Below are 16463 nucleotides of genomic sequence, written 5' to 3'. Positions count from 1 at the left end.
CTCACTGCTTGGTGTACGTCAGGCTCTCCCCGCCGCTCCTCTTCACCCGCTTCAGCCGCCCGTCCGACAGCAGCGTGACCTCGGTGGCCTCACCCGGCGAGCAGGAGGACAGCGGCTCGCCGGAGCTGACGCTCGACGGCCCGATCTCCAACGGCCCGTTGCTGCCCGGCTGTTCGGTCAGCTCCGCCTCGAACACGCAGTGGTACGTGCCACCGCCCTCGGTGGGCCCGTCCGCGACGAGCGTGAGGACGGTGTCGCCCACCTTCCCCTGCTGGATGGTCAGTTGCCGGGTGTTGGTCCCGCTGGAGTTGTCGATCGTGGTCTCCCAGGTGCCGAGGTACCCGGCCGGGATCACCCCGTCCGCGGGCGCGGAGGAGGACGGCGCCGAGGTCGTGGGAGTGGGCGCCGGCGAGGTACCGCCCGGCGCGGTGGTGGTGACGGTGGGCGCAGGACTGGTAGTCCCCCCGGCCTTGCCGTCGTCCCCGCCACGATTCATCAGCGCATACACCGACCCACCCGCACCGAGCGCAACCACCAACGCGATCACGACGAGCAACGCGGTGGACCGCCCGTTCCTCCGCTCGGGCTCCTGCGGAACCCCGACCGGCGGCGGCCCGTAGGGCGGGGTGGAACCGAGCCCGCCCCCGCCGTAGGGGTTGTACGGCTGCTGCGGGTAGCCGTAGGCGGCGGCATGGAGCTGAGGATGCTGCTGGGGCTGCTGCGGATACCCGTACTGCCCCGGCGAGGCATACGGCCCGGCCGCCGCACCGTACCCCGGGGCGGCGGGAGGCGGACCGGGCGGCGGGGTCTGCCCGGAGACCACGGTCGGCAGATGATTGACGGCCCCACCACCCGGCATCGAGGGCGAGGGCGGCGCCGCAGAACCATCATCAGCAGCAGAAGCATGCTCAGGCGACGACCCACCGCCCCCTTGCTGATGCACCCAGGCAGGAGCAGGCACCCCCGGACTACCCGGCGCACCGACACCCGCAGCCGCAGCCGGACCGCCAGGCGCACCCGCACCCGCCGACGGCGAGTCCGCCCCACCGGGGCCACCCGCACCCGACGACGAATCGGACGCCGGATCCTCCGCATCCAACAACTGCACCGCATGCCGCCCCAGCTGCGCCACCAACGCCCCCGGCAGCCACGGATCCCGGGACCGCCCCCCGGACACCGTGTCCTCCGCCCCCGTCCGCTCCAGAATCCGGTCCAGCGAAGGCCGAGCAGCGGGATCCTTCTTCAAGCAGTCCCGCACCAGATCCGCGATCCCCTCCGGCACCCCCTCCAGATCCGGCTCCTCCTGAGCGATCCGGAACATCAGGGCATGCACCCCACTGTTGGCACCGCCGAAGGGCAGCACACCGGTGGAGGCATAGGCGAGCACGGACCCCAGGCAGAAGACGTCGCACGCGGGCGTGATCCGGTCCCCCCGCACCTGCTCGGGCGCCATGAACCCGGGCGACCCCACCAGCGACCCGGTACGGGTCAGCCCGTCCCCCGCCATGGTCTCCATCGCCCGCGCGATCCCGAAGTCGATCACCCGCGGCCCGTCGATGGTGACGAGCACGTTGGACGGCTTCAGATCCCGGTGCACGATCCCCGCCGCATGGATGTCCTTGAGCGCGTGCGCGAGCCCCGCCGCGAGGATCCGTACCGACCGCTCGGGCAGCGCCCCGTGATCGTGTGAGACGACCTGCTGCAGGCTGGGCCCGGCGACGTACCCGGTGGCCACCCAGGGCACCGCGGCCTCGGTGTCCGCGTCCAGCACGGGCGCGGTCCAGTGCCCGCCGACCCGCCGTGCGGCCGTCACCTCCTGCCGGAACCGCGCCCGGAACTCCTCCTGCTCGGCCAGCTCCTCGCGGACCAGCTTCACGGCGACGGTACGGCCCCGGTCCGACCGGGCCAGGTACACATGCCCCATACCGCCCGCGCCGAGCCGCGCGAGCAGCCGGTACGCCCCGATCCGCTGCGGATCCCCCGGACCCAGCTTGTCCATCCGCGCCGCCTTCCCCCCATAGGTCTGCAACGGACCGAGAATAGTGCGATCGCACGGGGAGCCGCGCGGACCTGGGTCTACGTTTCAGTAACAGCGGTGCCGTCGCACGTCGACCACGTCGACCACGTCGACAACCTGTCGCGGAAAAGCCCCGCCCACGGAACAGGACGCCGATGTCGCGTCCGCATCCCGGACATTTACGCTCGCCCGCATGACCCCTCAGCTCAGCCCCGAAGCCGGCGCCGCGGTGAAGGCCGCGGACCGTGCGCATGTCTTCCACTCCTGGTCCGCCCAGGACCTCATCGACCCGCTCGCCGTCGCCGGCGCCGAGGGGTCGTACTTCTGGGACTACGACGGCAGGCGGTACCTGGACTTCACCAGCGGACTCGTCTTCACCAACATCGGCTACCAGCACCCCAAGGTCGTCGCCGCGATCCAGGAGCAGGCGGCGAAGATGACGACGTTCGCGCCCGCGTTCGCCGTCGAGGCGCGCTCGGAGGCGGCCCGGCTGATCGCCGAGCGGACCCCCGGCGACCTGGACAAGATCTTCTTCACCAACGGTGGCGCCGACGCCGTCGAGCACGCGGTGCGCATGGCCCGGCTGCACACGGGCCGCCCGAAGGTGCTCTCGGCATACCGCTCGTACCACGGCGGCACCCAGCAGGCCGTGAACATCACCGGTGACCCGCGCCGCTGGCCCTCCGACACCGGCAGCGCCGGTGTCCTCCACTTCTGGGCGCCCTACCTCTACCGCTCCCGCTTCTACTCCGAGACCGAGGAGCAGGAGACCGCGCGGGCGCTGGAGCACCTGGAGACGACGATCGCCTTCGAGGGGCCGGGGACGGTCGCCGCGATCATCCTGGAGACCGTGCCCGGCACCGCCGGGATCATGGTCCCGCCGCCGGGCTATCTGGCCGGCGTCCGGGAGATCTGTGACAAGTACGGGATCGTGTTCATCCTGGACGAGGTCATGGCCGGGTTCGGGCGGACCGGTGAGTGGTTCGCGGCGGACCTGTTCGGTGTCGTGCCGGACCTGATGACCTTCGCCAAGGGTGTGAACTCGGGTTACGTGCCCCTCGGCGGTGTGGCCATCTCCGAGAAGATCGCCGAGACCTTCGGCAAGCGGCCCTACCCGGGCGGGCTCACCTACTCCGGGCACCCGCTGGCCTGCGCCGCCGCCGTCGCCACGATCAACGTGATGGCGGAGGAGGGCGTCGTCGAGAACGCCAAGCGGCTCGGCGAGAGCGTCGTCGGTCCCGCCCTGGCCGAGCTGGCCGAGCGGCACCCGAGCGTCGGCGAGGTCCGAGGCGTCGGCATGTTCTGGGCGCTGGACCTGGTGAAGAACCGGGAGACCCGGGAGCCGCTGGTGCCCTACAACGCGGCCGGCGAGGCGAACGCACCCATGGCCGCGTTCGGTGCCGCCGCCAAGCAGCACGGACTGTGGCCCTTCATCAACATGAACCGGACCCACATCGTCCCGCCCTGCAACGTCTCCGAGGCCGAGCTGAAGGAGGGCCTGGCGGCCCTGGACGCGGCGCTGGGCGTCGCCGACGAGTACACCGCGTAACCGAACGGCAGCTGCCGCCGGGGCGACCCGAACGCGTAAGGTGACGTGCTCGTAAGAGATGACGAGCACCTACGAGTGCGTCACCCATACGTGTGAGGAGAGGCCCGGACGATGCCCGGCAACGGCGCCGTGACGCGCAACACCCTGCGCCAGCAGATCGCGGACGCGCTGCGTGACGAGGTGCTGGCGGGGCGGCTGCAGCCGGGCCGGGCGGTCACGGTCAAGGAGATCGCCGACCAGTACGGCGTCTCGGCGACCCCGGTCCGCGAGGCGCTGGTCGACCTGTCCGCGCAGGGCATCCTGGAGGCCGACCAGCACCGCGGCTTCCGCGTCCCCGAGTACTCGCTGGCCGACTACCGGGGCATGATCGAGGCCCGCAGCCTGGTCACCGACGGCATGTTCCAGGCTCTCACCACCCACCACCCGGCCTTCACCGCCGCGGAGGACCCGCGGACGGCGGCGGCCCTGGCGACGGTGCGCCGGCGCGGGGAGGAGGCCCAGCGGGCCGCGGCGGCCGGTGACCTGACCGTGCTGATCGGCTACGACCTGCGCTTCTGGCGCGAACTGAGCGGCCTGTTCGGCAACCCCTACCTGTCCGACTTCCTGCACCGCCTGCGGGTCCAGTCCTGGGTCTGCGCGGTCCAGCACCTGCGCCGCCTCCCCGACGTGCGCCACCACCTGTGGGCCGACCACACCGAACTGGTCGACGCCCTGGCCCGCCGCGACGCCGAGGCGGCCCAGGCCATCGTGGCCGCGGCCAACACCCACTCCCTCGCGCTCATCGAGAGCCTGGCCGAGCAGCCCTGATCGGCTACGTCACGTGCCGTGCGAACAAGCCGGACAGAGGGTAGAAGTCGCACCAGGGGGCCTCGGCATGGCCCTCAGCGATTACGCTTCCTGAACGCCCTGCCCCGCGGAGTGCGGCCTCTGATCGACCCACACTAGGAGCTGTCCTTTGGCCTGTGACCTGTGGCTGGTCCCGCTCGTCGACGTGTTGTGCCACACCCCGGACAACCCGTTCGCCGAGGAACTCGCGCACTACAACAACGCGCTGGCCGCAGCCGGTCTCCCACCGGTGCCGGTGTACCAGTACATGCCGGGCCTGTCCGGCGACGTCGCCCCGGTGGCCGGCTTCGACTACGACGCGCTGCACTTCCTGCGCCGGGCCTACCTGCTCCAGGTGTGCGGGCTGCCGGTGACCCCGGTGGGCGAGCTGGGCGGTGACTACGAGCAGTTGCTGGAGATGTTCGAGTCGACGGCCCAGCAGTCCCACCTGGTGTGGCACTACGACCACGCGGGCGCCTACGTCCCGGTCGACTTCCCGCACCCGCTGTCCAGCGACGAACTCCTCGCCGGCGGCGGCCCCTTGGGCTCCTCCCAGTCCCTGCTCAGGGAACTCGAACTCGTCGCCCCGACGATCGGCATCGACCCGGCCAACCCGCCGGCGGCACCGGCACCGCCGGCGGCCCCCACCGAACTGGAGGAGCCCGCGGTACCGGCGCCCTACGACCCCAGCCCCTTCGCCCGCGAGCGCCACGTGTGGCTCGGTCTGCACGCGGCGGCGACGCGGTCCCTGGCGCAGGGATCGATGATCGTGTTCAGCTGACGAGGCCGACAAAGCCGACGACGCCGAAGTCACAAATATCCTCACGCACGCTACGAAGTGACCGTCAGGAGGCGCGCAGGCCAAGGAGGCCGCGGGGCGCGCCGATGCCCGTGGGCGGGTCGTATCCCGTGCCCGCGCAGAACGTGCCGGCACAGCCGGTGACGATGTCGTAGAAGTTCTGGGGGTGCGCGTAGGGGTAGGAGTTGGGGTAAGTGCCGGCGGCGGGCGTGCCGGCCAGGGCGTACATGCCGGCGATCAGCGGCGCGGCGAGACTGGTGCCTCCGACGATCATCCAGCCGGAGCGGCCGTTGAAGGGGACCGTGTCGTATACCGCCAGGCCGGTAGCGGGATTCGCGTCTGCGGAGACATCGGCGGTGGTGCGCTTGCTGGGGCAGAACCCGTCGTGCTGGAAGAGCGGCTTGGGTTCGAACGCGGAGCAGCCGTTGCCGCTGCCGCTCCAGGCGCTTTCGGCGAAGCGCCCGGTGGAGCTCCTGCTCAGCGTGGTGCCGCCCACCGAGGTGACGTAGGGCGAGGCGGAGGGGTAGAGGGTTTGGCCTCCGGTGTCGCCCGAGGCGAAGGTGAAGGCGACACCCGGACGGTTCCGGAAGTGGAAGTCGAGCGAGCCCTCGCCCGAGTACTCACTGGCACCCCAGCTGTTGGCCACGAACTTCGCGCCCTGTGCGACGGCCTGGTCGACCGCCGCGAGCAGGCTGCTGGTGAGATTGCTGGCGGCCTCGACGACCAGAATCCTGCACTGTGGGCAGGCCGCGCTGACCGCGTCCACGTCCAGGGCCTCTTCCATGGCCCAGCCGGGGTCGACGGTGGCCGGGAGCGGCGAGGGCTGACCGGACTGGTTGACCACGCGCAGGCACCCGTTGGCCTTCGTGCACGGCGCCAGGCCGAACTGGCTGCGGTAGACCGCCAGATCGCTCTCCAGGTTCGGGTTGTGGTAGGCGATGGTGATGGCGACCGTCGCGCCTGGACCGGCATAAGGCAGCCCGTAGGCGCTGTGAATCTCCTGCGGCCCGTAGCCGGCCGGCAGCTGGCGCGGCTGAAGGACCCGGATCGCGGGCACGTCGGTACGGACCAGCGACTGGCAGAACGCCCGATCAGGAGCGCGCGTGTCCACGCAGACAGGCTGGGCCGAGGTCCGCGACTGAGCAGCCGGAGACCCGGCGACCACACTCGCCAGCACCACGGCAGCCGCGACCAGCGACTTGATCAGACGCACCCACATGACGCTCCCTCAAGGACCCGAGGCCAGGCAGACCCCCGTCCCGAACGCCACTCTGAGCACAACCGCCCCGCATCCCGCCCGACCGACACGCGACAGCCCGCCGCCCGGCCCAGCCTCTCCACCCCGGCAGGCTGCAACGGGTGGATCTGTCCCAGCGGCGGCGTGGGACAGATCCACGGCTGACGGCCTGCTCAGAACACCGGTGTCCCGTCCTGCGTCAGCTTCCAGTTGGTGACCGCGAAGTCCGCCGGGTCGAGCGTCTTCTTCGCCGTCACGTAGTCGATCATCAGCTGGCGGATCTCGTTGGTGGAGCTGTAGGCGATCGGCGCCGAGGCGATGTGCGGGTAGCCCGAACCGCCGTTCGCCCGGTAGTTGTTGACCGCCACGACGAAGACCTGGTCGTCGGCGACCGGGGCGCCGTTGTAGGTGAGGTTCTTGATCCGGGAGCCCTCGGGCTGCGCGATGTCGATCTCGTAGTCGACGCCCGCCGCCGTGTCGTACATGTAGTCCCAGAACTTGTTGGCGTTGGTGAGGGTCGCGGTGTCGACCTTCGTGCCGGACGGGACCTGGTGGTAGTACTTCGCCCCGAACTCCAGGTAGTTCCTGAGCTGGGCACCCGTCAGCTTCTTGCCGTACAGGGTGTTGTCGTAGATGTAGAGCCCGGCGATGTCCTTGATGGTGACGTTGCCCTGGGGGATGTCGGCCGTGCGGCTGAAGGGCGCGGCGACCGAGATCAGCGGGAGCGCCGCGTCCGAGGCCGAGAGTCCGGCCTTCACCGTCTCCATCTGGACCTTGTGGATGAAGTCCATGATCGGCACGTCCTTCCAGCAGGACTCCGCCGCGGAGAGGTCCTGCGTGCAGGTGCCGACCGCCGTGTTCACGTACTTCACGACCAGCTCGTGGTCGGCCTCCAGGAGCTTCTTGATCTCCGGGTCCTCGTCCACGTCCTTGGGGTTGAGGGTCTGCGCCGTCTTGCTCGTCACCTTCCACTGGCCGTGGTGGAGTTCGAGTTCGAAGTCGAAGACGCTCAGGCGGTAGCCCCAGCAGTACGGCTCGGAGAGGAGGACCTCCTCGCCGGTCTCCGCGTTCTTCACCGTGTACGAGGGCACCTCGACGTGCGTGTGGCCCACCAGGATCGCGTCGATGCCCGGCACCTGCTCGGCCACCAGGTTCGAGGCGTTCTCGACGTACGGGAGCGAGTCGCCCCAGGACGAGGAGCCGTCCAGGCCCGAGTGGTCCGTCAGGAACACCACGTCACAGCCGAGCGCGCGCATCCGCGGCACGTACTTCTTCGCCTGCTCGACCAGGCCCGGGAACACCATCTTGCCGCTGACGTTGTCCTTGTCCCACAGCGCGATACCGGGGTTGGTGAGGCCCAGGATGCCGACCTTGATGTCCGGGGCGCCCGGCACGCAGATCCGCTTCACGGTGTACGGCTGGAAGGCGGGGCGCAGCGTCTTCGCGTCCAGCGCGTTGGCGCCGAGCAGCGGGAAGCGACACTGGCTCTCGAACTTGCGCAGCGTGTCGATGCCGTAGTTGAACTCGTGGTTGCCGAGGGCGGCGGCGTCGTAGCGCATGTGGTTCATGGCGACGGCCATCGGGTGCTTTGGGCCGCGCTTGCCGTCGGTGCCGGTGATCGGGTCGACGCGCGCGAAGTAGTAGGCCAGCGAGGTGCCCTGGATGATGTCGCCGGCGTCGACGAGCAGCACACGGTGCTCGCCCTTCGCCTCCCGCTGCTGCTTGATCAGGGTGGCCACCCGGGCCACACCCACGGAGTTGCCCGCCTTGTCGGTGTAGGCGGCGTCCTTGTAGTAGTCCCAGTCGAAGACGTGGCTGTGCAGGTCGGTGGTGCCGAGGATGGAGAACGACCAGGTGCGGGGCGCCTGTTCGGGCTTCTGCTCGGCCGCCTGCGCGGTGCCGGCCCCGACGGAACCGGCGGCTGCCACCGCCGCCCCGGTGACGGCCGACTTCTTCACGAACTCCCGGCGGTTCATGGGGTTGACGGGCATTCGGGGCTCCTGGGAGGGCTGAGTGATGCGAGCAACTGGACGATCCGTGCTGTGACTACACGCGTAGATCGTGTCGTCAGTCCAGTCCTCCGGAAACCAGGAGTGGGTCATGTCCGGGTCAAGGATGGGTCAGCAGGGACGGGCCTGCCGGTCGGAGGGGTTGAGCAGGAACCGCAGTACGCAGACCGCGCAGGGGCGCTCCCTCGTGCCCCTGCGCGTGGGGCTGGTGTCGCAGCCGTCAGACTTGGATGTGAAGCTCACGCGAGATCGGGTCGGGCGTGGCCTTCAGCGTGTTACCGGCCGCATCGCTGACGAAGGTGTTGGAGTACTTCACGCTCTCCAGGAACAGCGTCTGTCCCGACGGGCAGCTGAAGCCACCCGGGTCGAGCGGGCCCACGATCAAGCTCCCGGTTGTCTGCCCGTTGCGCACGGGGAAGTCGCCGGACGTGATCACGTCGCTCTGCAGGGTCTCCTTGTTTCCTGCCTTGGGGTGGTGGCCGCCATTGTTGAAGCACTGGTAGACAGCGGTCGCGTTCGCCGTGAGCGTGATCCGGACGCTGTCGGTTCCGGTACCCAGGCCGACCTCCTTGAACGAGGTCGTGAGGGTCCCGTTGTCGTTGATCTCGTTGTTCGCGTACTGAAGTGCGGGTTCTGGGCGAGTGCCGGCGTTGCGGCCAGCACGGTGCTGCACGCAGCCGAAGCGAGCCCGAGCGCGATGCGTCGCATGTACTTCTCCTCCTCTTTTGCTGTTTTGGATCTTCAACGCGGAAGGAGGAATACCGCAGGAGGGGACTAAGTAACGCGAAATACCCTGAATGCCGGACGCGGCACGACGCCCCCGCCGGCCGGAGCCGAACGGGGGCGTGTCAGTGCCTGATCCGGATCAGAGGAACGAGTTGATCTCGATCGTCTCGTCCCGGCCCGGGCCCACGCCGATCGCGGAGATCGGGGCGCCGGACATCTCCTCCAGCGCCTTGACGTAGTTCTGGGCGTTCTTCGGGAGGTCGGAGAAGGACTTCGCCTTGGTGATGTCCTCGGACCAGCCGGGCAGGGTCTCGTAGACCGGCTTCGCGTGGTGGAAGTCGGTCTGCGAGTACGGCAGCTCCTCGACGCGCTTGCCGTCGATCTCGTACGCCACGCAGACCGGGATCTCCTCCCAGCCGGTCAGGACGTCCAGCTTGGTGAGGAAGAAGTCGGTCAGGCCGTTCACACGGGTCGCGTAGCGGGCGATGACCGCGTCGAACCAGCCGCAGCGGCGGTCACGGCCGGTGGTGACGCCCCGCTCGCCGCCGATGCGGCGCAGCGCCTCGCCGTCCTCGTCGAACAGCTCGGTCGGGAAGGGACCGGCGCCGACACGGGTCGTGTAGGCCTTGAGGATGCCGATCACACGGCTGATCTTCGTCGGGCCCACGCCGGCGCCGGTGCAGGCGCCGCCCGCGGTCGGGTTCGAGGAGGTGACGAAGGGGTACGTGCCGTGGTCGATGTCGAGCAGGGTGCCCTGACCGCCCTCGAACAGGACGACCTTGTCCTCCTCCAGCGCCTGGTTGATGACCAGCACGGTGTCGGTGACGTACGGCTTGATCTGCTCGGCGTAGCCCAGCAGCTCCTCGACCACCTGGTCGGCGGAGATGGCGCGCCGGTTGTACAGCTTGGTGAGCAGCTGGTTCTTGACGTCGAGGGCCGCCTCGACCTTCTGCTGCAGGATCGACTCGTCGTACAGGTCCTGGACCCGGATGCCGACGCGGTTGATCTTGTCGGCGTAGGTCGGGCCGATGCCGCGGCCGGTCGTACCGATCTTGCGCTTGCCGAGGAAGCGTTCCGTCACCTTGTCGACGGTCACGTTGTACGGCGTGATGATGTGCGCGTTACCGCTGAGCAGGAGCTTGGACGTGTCGACGCCACGCTCGTTCAGACCGCTCAGCTCGGAGAGCAGGACCGACGGGTCGACGACGACACCGTTGCCGATGACCGGCGTACAACCGGGAGAGAGGATTCCGGAAGGGAGGAGGTGGAGTGCATACTTCTGGTCGCCGACGACCACCGTGTGGCCGGCGTTGTTGCCGCCCTGGTAACGCACTACATAGTCCACCGAGCCACCGAGCAGGTCGGTGGCCTTCCCCTTGCCTTCGTCACCCCACTGAGCACCGAGCAGCACAAGTGCGGGCACGCGCGTACACCCCTTCCGGGCGGGGCATGTCCAAGGTCGGGGGCAGGGGCGTAAGGTTCACCGCCGCGTACCACCGCGACCGCCTTTGGTCGCACAACCGTCGGACCGGATGCCCCGGAATAGACGAAGCCCCTGGCGCAATAGCGCAAGGGGCTCTTGCACAAAGATGCTACCCGAGGAAGCGAGGCAGGACCGAGGTGGCGACTTTCGCGATGTCCGAACAGCTGCTGGTGATCATCGATCCGGCAGCACGGCAGACCGACGGAGAGTCCGTACGGATCGCGAAAGACGTGCTCAGCGCGGGTGCGACCACCAAGGTGTGCCTGCCGGACGGCCCCGAGGAATTCGCCCGGGCGCTCGGCCGGCGAGGGTCCCGGCGCCCGGTCGTGGTCGGCGACGACCGGGCGCTGGTCCGCGCGGTGACCCTGCTGCACCGCCATCGCGAGCTGGCCGGATGTGCACTGTCGGTGGTCCCGGTCGGGGGTGCGGCCCTGGCGGAGTCCCTCGGCGTGCCCGCCGGTGCGGTCGCGGCCGCTCGGGCCGTGCTGGACGGCGCGGAGCGGCGCCTGGACCTGCTCGTGGACGACAGCGACGGGGTCGTCCTGGGCGCGCTGGGCATCCCGCCGGCGCCGGTGCGGGCGGCCTCGGGCGCCACCGAGCCGGTGGGCGTCCCCTCCGGGCGTCCCTGGCTGCGCACGACGTACCGCTCCCTGGTGCGCACCCTGGCCGCGCGCCCGCCCCGGCTGCCGGCCGTACCGGCCCCGGGCCCGTCCCGGCTCCGGGTCGAGCTGGACGGCGAGACGCTCGTGGACCTGGACCAGCCCGTGGAGGCGGTGTCGGTGACGCCGGGCTCCTGCGGGATGGCCGAGGTGGAGGTCCGGCCGCTGTCGGTGGGCGCCGAAGCGACCCCGCTGCGGGCCCGTGGCCGCGCGGTGACGGTGATCGGGTCGGACTTCCGCTACCGGGCCGACGCGCAGGTCTCGGGGCCCGTACGACGCCGGACGTGGACCGTGCGCGAGGCGGCCTGGGCGCTGACGCTGCCCGCCCAGCACTGACGTCCTGCGGGCCCCCCGGACCGGCCCTAAAGGTCTGGTGACAAATATTTAACCGTGCCGACCCCTTGAGGGACCGGTTCTCCCTCCACCATCCTGCTCCATCAAGGCGTGGTGCGTCCGCGCGTGGCGATCAGGAGAGGGGCCACCCGATGGCAGTGGACGAGGGCGTCGCCGCGGCGGCGAAGACGGACGGCGACGGAGTGGTTCATCGGCTGAAACCCAACGCTGTCGGCCTGCTCGGCGTGGTGTTCATGGCCGTCGCCACGGCCGCGCCGATCACCGCGATGACCGGCAACGTGCCCTTCATGGTGTCCGCCGGGAACGGCATCGGGGCGCCCGCAAGCTATCTCGTCGCAATGGTCGTCCTGGCAATCTTTTCCGTGGGTTTCACGTCCATGGCGAAGCACATCACGTCCACGGGCGCCTTCTACGGCTTCATCTCCTACGGACTCGGCCGCACTGTCGGCCTCGCCTCGGGACTGCTCGCGACCTTCGCGTACGTCGTCTTCGAGCCCGCGCTGATCGGGATCTTCTCCACCTTTGCCACGACCACCCTCAAGGACCAGTCGGGGCTCGACGTCCCGTGGTGGGCCTTCGCGATCCTGATGCTGGCGATCAACGCCACCGGCACCTGGTTCGGGGTGAGCGTGGCCGAGAAGCTGCTGGTGGTGCTGCTGGCGACCGAGGTGACCGTGCTGGCCGCGATGGCCGTCTCGGTCGCCTTCCACGGCGGCGGACCGCACGGCTTCACCTTCGCGCCGGTCAACCCGGTCAACGCCTTCAAGGGCACGTCCGCCGGGCTCGGGCTCTTCTTCGCCTTCTGGTCCTGGGTCGGCTTCGAGTCGACCGCGATGTACGGCGAGGAGTCCCGCGACCCGAAGAAGATCATCCCCAAGGCGACGATGATCAGCGTCCTGGGCGTCGGAGTCTTCTACGTCTTCGTCTCCTGGATGGCCATCTCGGGCACCGGCACGTCAAGCGCCGTGGAGGTGGCGACCAAGGACCCGATGGGCCTCTTCTTCAACCCCACCGAGCGCTACGTCGGCCACTGGGCGGTCGACGTCATGCAGTGGCTGATGATCACCGGCTCGCTGGCCTGCGGCATGGCCTTCCACAACTGCGCCGCCCGCTACATGTACGCGCTGGGCCGCGAGGGCGTCCTGCCGTCCCTGAAGAACACCGTCGGCCGCACCCACGCCCGGCACGGCTCCCCTCACATCGCGGGCCTGGTGCAGACGGTGGTGAGCGGGCTGCTGGTGGGCGCGTTCTGGGCCGCGGGCAAGGACCCGTACAGCGGCACGTACGTCCTGCTCGCCATCCTCGGCACCATGGCGATCCTCGTCGTCCAGGCCGTGTGCTCGTTCGCGGTGCTGGTCTACTTCCGCGGCCACCACCCGGAGAGCCGGCACTGGTTCCGGACCACCGCCGCCCCGCTGATCGGCGGGATCGCGATGCTCGCGGTGGTCGCGCTGCTGGTGTCCAACATGGGCGCGGCGGCCGGCCCGGAGTCCGGCTCACTGGTCCTGAAAGCGACGCCGTGGCTGGTCGCGCTGATCGCGGCGGCGGGGATCGGCTACGCGCAGTACCTCAAGCGGCGCTCGCCGGAGCGGTACGCGCTGCTGGGGCGGACGGTGCTGGAGGAGACGAAGGAACGCTGACGCTCCGCTGGGGGGGCGCTGCATGTTGTCGATCGGCTGCGGCGCCGTCGTGGCCGGTCGCGCCCACGCGGCGGTCGCCGCATGTCAAACACAGCCCCGCGCCCCTGGGGAGTTGCAGCGCCGTCGGCCTCAGCTCCCGAACCTCTCCTCCCGGTACGCACGCCAGCGTTCCATCATCTCGGCGATGTCCTGCTCGATGAACTCGAAGAAGGCGAGCGTCTCGGCCAGCCTGCGCCCGGCCGGTGTGTCCGGGCCCAGGCCGGCCACGCCGTCCCTGAGGGCGTCCTCCCAGCGCTTGATGATCGCCTCGCGGTTGGTGAGCGCCTCGTACCACTGGTCGCTGTGCACCCGGTACCGCTCCCGGCGCGAGCCGGGCTCCCGCTCACGGGACACCATGTGGACCTGGGCGAGGTAGCGCACGGCACCGGAGACGGCCGCGGGGCTGATCCTCAGCTGTTCGCCCAGCTCGGCCGAGGTCAGGGCGCCGGTGTCGGAGGCGAGCAGCGCGGCGAAGACCCGGGAGGGCATGCGCGGCATCCCCGCCTCGACCAGCTGAGCCGCGAAGTGCTCCACGAACCTCGAGACCGACTCCGGGTCCCGCTCAGTACTCGGCTCCGTCATGCCCCTCACCCTATCCGGGGTTCATGCACTTCCTTAACTTCACAAATTTCTGAAGGAAGCGTACGTTCGGAGGCATGACCAAGGCAATCACGGTCTTCGGACTCCACAAGTCCTTCGGCCGTACCCACGCGCTGGACGGCCTCGACCTCGACGTCGACACCGGTGAGGTCCACGGCTTCCTCGGCCCCAACGGCTCCGGCAAGTCGACCACCATCCGGGTCCTGCTCGGCCTGCTGCGCGCGGACGCGGGCGCGGCGCAGGTACTGGGCCGCGACCCGTGGAAGGACGCGGTGGAGGTGCACCGCCGGATCGCCTACGTCCCCGGCGACGTGACCCTGTGGCGCAACCTCTCCGGCGGCGAGGTCATCGACCTGTACGGCAGGCTGCGCGGGGGGCTGGACGCGCGGCGCCGCGCGGACCTGATCGACCGCTTCGAGCTGGACCCCACCAAGAAGGGGCGCACCTACTCCAAGGGCAACCGGCAGAAGGTCGCCCTGGTCGCCGCCTTCGCCTCGGACGTGGACCTGCTGATCCTGGACGAGCCGACCTCGGGTCTGGACCCGCTGATGGAGGAGGTCTTCCAGCGCTGCGTGGAGGAGGAGCGGGAGCGCGGCCGGACGATCCTGCTGTCCTCCCACATCCTCAGCGAGGTCGAGGAGCTGTGCGACCGCGTCAGCATCATCCGCAAGGGCCGGACCGTGGAGACCGGCTCCCTGGCCGACCTGCGCCACCTGACGCGGACGAGCGTGAGTGCCGAACTCGCGGGCCCGCCCAACGGGTTGGCGCACCTGCCCGGCGTCCATGACCTGGACATCCAGGGCCACCGGGTGCGCCTCCAGGTGGACACCGACCAACTGGACGCGGTCCTGCGCCAGTTGAGCGAGTCGGGCGTGCGGTCCCTGACCTCGACCCCGCCGACGCTGGAGGAGCTGTTCCTGCGCCACTACCAGGATCCCGACGAGGCGGCTGCGCGATGACGACCTTCACGGGCACGGGAGTGCTGCTGCGTTTCTCGCTGCGCCGCGACCGACTGCTGATCCCGGTGTGGATCGCGGTGAACGCGCTGATGGTCCTCTCCATGCCGAACACCCTGAAGACCCTGTACGGCACCGCGGCCGAACGTGCCGACCTGGTGAGCCAGTTGCAGACCAACGCCTCCTTCCGCGCCCTGATCGGCCCGGTCTTCGACACCTCGATCGGCGCGCTGACGGCCTGGCGCGTGGGGGTGTACGCCGCCGCGCTCGCGGCCGCGATGAGCCTGCTGATCGTCGTACGGCACACCCGGGACGAGGAGGAGAGCGGCCGCCAGGAGCTGGTGGCGTCCGGGATGGTGGGCCGCCGGGCCTCCCTCACGGCGGCGCTGCTGGCGGCGGCAACGGCCAACGCCGTACTGGCCCTGCTGATCACGGTGGGCCTGTCCGCGCAGGGCGCCACGGGCGCGCTGTCCTTCGGGCTCGGTCTCGCCGGGGTCGGCATGGTCTTCGCCACGATGGCGGCGATCGTCGCCCAGCTGACGGAGAGCGCGCGCCTCGCCCGCGGCCTGACGGCGGCGGTCCTCGGTGCGGCCTTCGTCCTGCGCGCGGCGGGCGATTCGACGACGAACGACGGCTCGTCCCTCCTGACCTGGCTGTCCCCGCTGGGCTGGCTGGAGAACCAGCGCTCCTTCGCCGCCGAACGCTGGTGGGTGCTGCTGCTGTTCGCGGCGGCGGTGGCCGTGCAGGCCCTGATCGCCTACGAGCTGGCGGGCCGCCGCGACGTCGGCATGAGCTTCCTGCCCACCCGCCCGGGACCCCCCTTCGGCCGCCTCGGCACAGCCGCCGCCCTGGCCTGGCGCCTGCAACGCGGCAGCGTCCTCGGCTGGTCCCTCGGCTTCTTCCTCGCCGGAGTCGTCTACGGCGGTCTCACGGACGGCGCGGCCGACCTGGTCGGCGACAACGAGCAGGCCCGGCAGATCGTCGAGCGGATGGGCGGCCAGAGCGGTCTCACGGACGCGTTCCTGGCGGCGATGGTCGGCATGCTCGGCCTGATCGCGGCGCTCTACGTGGTCGGATCGGTCCTGCGCCTGCACGGCGAGGAGACCTCCGGCCGCGCCGAACCGGTACTGGCCTGCGCGGTCGGCCGCCTCCGCTGGGCCGCGAGCCACCTGACCATCGCCTTCGCCGGCTCGGCCCTGATCATGCTCCTGGCAGGCCTGGGCTTCGCGGTGGGCTACGGCAAGGAGATCGCCCCGATCCTGGGCGCCTGCCTGGTCCAGCTCCCGGCGGTCTGGCTGATCGGCGCGCTGACCCTCCTGCTCTACGGCCTGGCCCCCCGCCTGGCCCCGGCCGCCTGGGGCATCGCCGTGGCCATCCTCCTGATCGGCTGGGTGGGCCCGGCCCTGAACGCCCCCCAGATCGTGCTGGACCTGTCCCCGTTCGGCCACCTGCCGAGGCTGCCGGGTGGGGGGATGGAGTGGGGGCCGGTACTGGCCCTTGCGGGGCTGGCGGTGGTGCTCGCGGGAGCAGGGCTGGCGGGGCTGAGGCGGCGGGACATGGTCGCCTGACG

General features: G+C 70.2%; 13 protein-coding genes. 7 read left to right on the top strand and 6 right to left on the bottom strand.

The window, feature by feature from the left end; translation table 11 throughout:
- Nucleotide 1 precedes the first annotated feature (1 nt).
- A complete protein-coding gene (locus ACFYZZ_RS43305) occupies nt 2-1999 on the bottom strand; it encodes a protein kinase (RefSeq protein WP_389189090.1) in 1998 nt (665 codons plus the stop codon).
- A gap of 211 nt (nt 2000-2210) precedes the next feature.
- Between ACFYZZ_RS43305 and ACFYZZ_RS43300 the strand changes: the two genes are divergently transcribed.
- The 3 genes from ACFYZZ_RS43300 (at nt 2211) to ACFYZZ_RS43290 (ending at nt 5172) form a co-directional block, all read left to right on the top strand.
- On the top strand, nt 2211-3566 hold the full coding sequence (locus ACFYZZ_RS43300; protein WP_389188973.1) for an aspartate aminotransferase family protein: 1356 nt from the start codon (nt 2211-2213) through the stop codon (nt 3564-3566).
- Between the two features lie 111 nt (nt 3567-3677).
- Nucleotides 3678-4373 carry a GntR family transcriptional regulator gene (locus ACFYZZ_RS43295; RefSeq protein WP_389188970.1) on the top strand — a complete coding sequence of 232 codons (696 nt, stop codon included), beginning with the start codon at nt 3678-3680 and terminating at the stop codon, nt 4371-4373.
- 148 nt (nt 4374-4521) lie between these two features.
- The gene (locus ACFYZZ_RS43290; RefSeq protein WP_389188967.1) at nt 4522-5172 is read left to right on the top strand and encodes a hypothetical protein; all 651 of its coding nucleotides are present in this window, start codon (nt 4522-4524) and stop codon (nt 5170-5172) included.
- A 64-nt stretch (nt 5173-5236) separates the two neighbouring features.
- Here the strand turns inward: ACFYZZ_RS43290 and ACFYZZ_RS43285 are convergent, their stop codons facing one another.
- From ACFYZZ_RS43285 to ACFYZZ_RS43270, 4 genes are all read right to left on the bottom strand, one after another.
- The gene (locus ACFYZZ_RS43285; RefSeq protein ID WP_389188964.1) at nt 5237-6409 is read right to left on the bottom strand and encodes a S8 family serine peptidase; all 1173 of its coding nucleotides are present in this window, start codon (nt 6407-6409) and stop codon (nt 5237-5239) included.
- A gap of 191 nt (nt 6410-6600) precedes the next feature.
- On the bottom strand, nt 6601-8418 hold the full coding sequence (locus tag ACFYZZ_RS43280) for a bifunctional metallophosphatase/5'-nucleotidase (protein ID WP_389188961.1): 1818 nt from the start codon (nt 8416-8418) through the stop codon (nt 6601-6603).
- A 238-nt stretch (nt 8419-8656) separates the two neighbouring features.
- The gene (locus ACFYZZ_RS43275; RefSeq protein ID WP_389188958.1) at nt 8657-9181 is read right to left on the bottom strand and encodes a hypothetical protein; all 525 of its coding nucleotides are present in this window, start codon (nt 9179-9181) and stop codon (nt 8657-8659) included.
- A gap of 120 nt (nt 9182-9301) precedes the next feature.
- Nucleotides 9302-10585, bottom strand: coding sequence for an adenylosuccinate synthase (locus ACFYZZ_RS43270; RefSeq protein ID WP_389188954.1), 1284 nt, complete (start codon nt 10583-10585; stop codon nt 9302-9304).
- 212 nt (nt 10586-10797) lie between these two features.
- Here ACFYZZ_RS43270 and ACFYZZ_RS43265 point away from each other — a divergent pair, with 212 nt between their 5' ends.
- Nucleotides 10798-11640, top strand: a complete 843-nt coding sequence (locus ACFYZZ_RS43265; protein ID WP_389188951.1) for a diacylglycerol kinase — start codon at nt 10798-10800, stop codon at nt 11638-11640.
- 149 nt (nt 11641-11789) lie between these two features.
- Nucleotides 11790-13298, top strand: a complete 1509-nt coding sequence (locus ACFYZZ_RS43260) for an APC family permease (protein ID WP_389188948.1) — start codon at nt 11790-11792, stop codon at nt 13296-13298.
- Nucleotides 13299-13427: 129 nt separating this feature from the next.
- Here the strand turns inward: ACFYZZ_RS43260 and ACFYZZ_RS43255 are convergent, their stop codons facing one another.
- Nucleotides 13428-13919, bottom strand: coding sequence for a GbsR/MarR family transcriptional regulator (locus ACFYZZ_RS43255; protein ID WP_389188945.1), 492 nt, complete (start codon nt 13917-13919; stop codon nt 13428-13430).
- Between the two features lie 74 nt (nt 13920-13993).
- Here ACFYZZ_RS43255 and ACFYZZ_RS43250 point away from each other — a divergent pair, with 74 nt between their 5' ends.
- Nucleotides 13994-14896 (top strand): ATP-binding cassette domain-containing protein, encoded by a 903-nt coding sequence (locus ACFYZZ_RS43250; RefSeq protein WP_389188942.1) that lies wholly within the window; start codon nt 13994-13996, stop codon nt 14894-14896.
- A complete protein-coding gene (locus ACFYZZ_RS43245; protein WP_389188939.1) occupies nt 14893-16461 on the top strand; it encodes an ABC transporter permease in 1569 nt (522 codons plus the stop codon). The genes ACFYZZ_RS43250 and ACFYZZ_RS43245 overlap by 4 nt, the downstream gene beginning before the upstream one ends.
- Nucleotides 16462-16463: the final 2 nt, after the last annotated feature.

The organism is Streptomyces sp. NPDC001816, from assembly GCF_042892235.1.
In the GTDB taxonomy this organism is placed as follows: domain Bacteria; phylum Actinomycetota; class Actinomycetes; order Streptomycetales; family Streptomycetaceae; genus Streptomyces.
This window is presented reverse-complemented; position numbering and strand designations above follow the sequence as displayed.

Excerpts from the sequence above, each read along its gene's own strand:
- ACFYZZ_RS43305 (WP_389189090.1), bottom strand. The coding sequence starts at position 1,999 with ATGGACAAGCTGGGTCCGGGGGATCCGCAGCGGATCGGGGCGTACCGG.
- ACFYZZ_RS43300 (WP_389188973.1), top strand. The coding sequence starts at position 2,211 with ATGACCCCTCAGCTCAGCCCCGAAGCCGGCGCCGCGGTGAAGGCCGCG.
- ACFYZZ_RS43295 (WP_389188970.1), top strand. The coding sequence starts at position 3,678 with ATGCCCGGCAACGGCGCCGTGACGCGCAACACCCTGCGCCAGCAGATC.
- ACFYZZ_RS43285 (WP_389188964.1), bottom strand. The coding sequence starts at position 6,409 with ATGTGGGTGCGTCTGATCAAGTCGCTGGTCGCGGCTGCCGTGGTGCTG.
- ACFYZZ_RS43280 (WP_389188961.1), bottom strand. The coding sequence starts at position 8,418 with ATGCCCGTCAACCCCATGAACCGCCGGGAGTTCGTGAAGAAGTCGGCC.
- ACFYZZ_RS43265 (WP_389188951.1), top strand. The coding sequence starts at position 10,798 with ATGTCCGAACAGCTGCTGGTGATCATCGATCCGGCAGCACGGCAGACC.
- ACFYZZ_RS43260 (WP_389188948.1), top strand. The coding sequence starts at position 11,790 with ATGGCAGTGGACGAGGGCGTCGCCGCGGCGGCGAAGACGGACGGCGAC.
- ACFYZZ_RS43255 (WP_389188945.1), bottom strand. The coding sequence starts at position 13,919 with ATGACGGAGCCGAGTACTGAGCGGGACCCGGAGTCGGTCTCGAGGTTC.
- ACFYZZ_RS43250 (WP_389188942.1), top strand. The coding sequence starts at position 13,994 with ATGACCAAGGCAATCACGGTCTTCGGACTCCACAAGTCCTTCGGCCGT.
- ACFYZZ_RS43245 (WP_389188939.1), top strand. The coding sequence starts at position 14,893 with ATGACGACCTTCACGGGCACGGGAGTGCTGCTGCGTTTCTCGCTGCGC.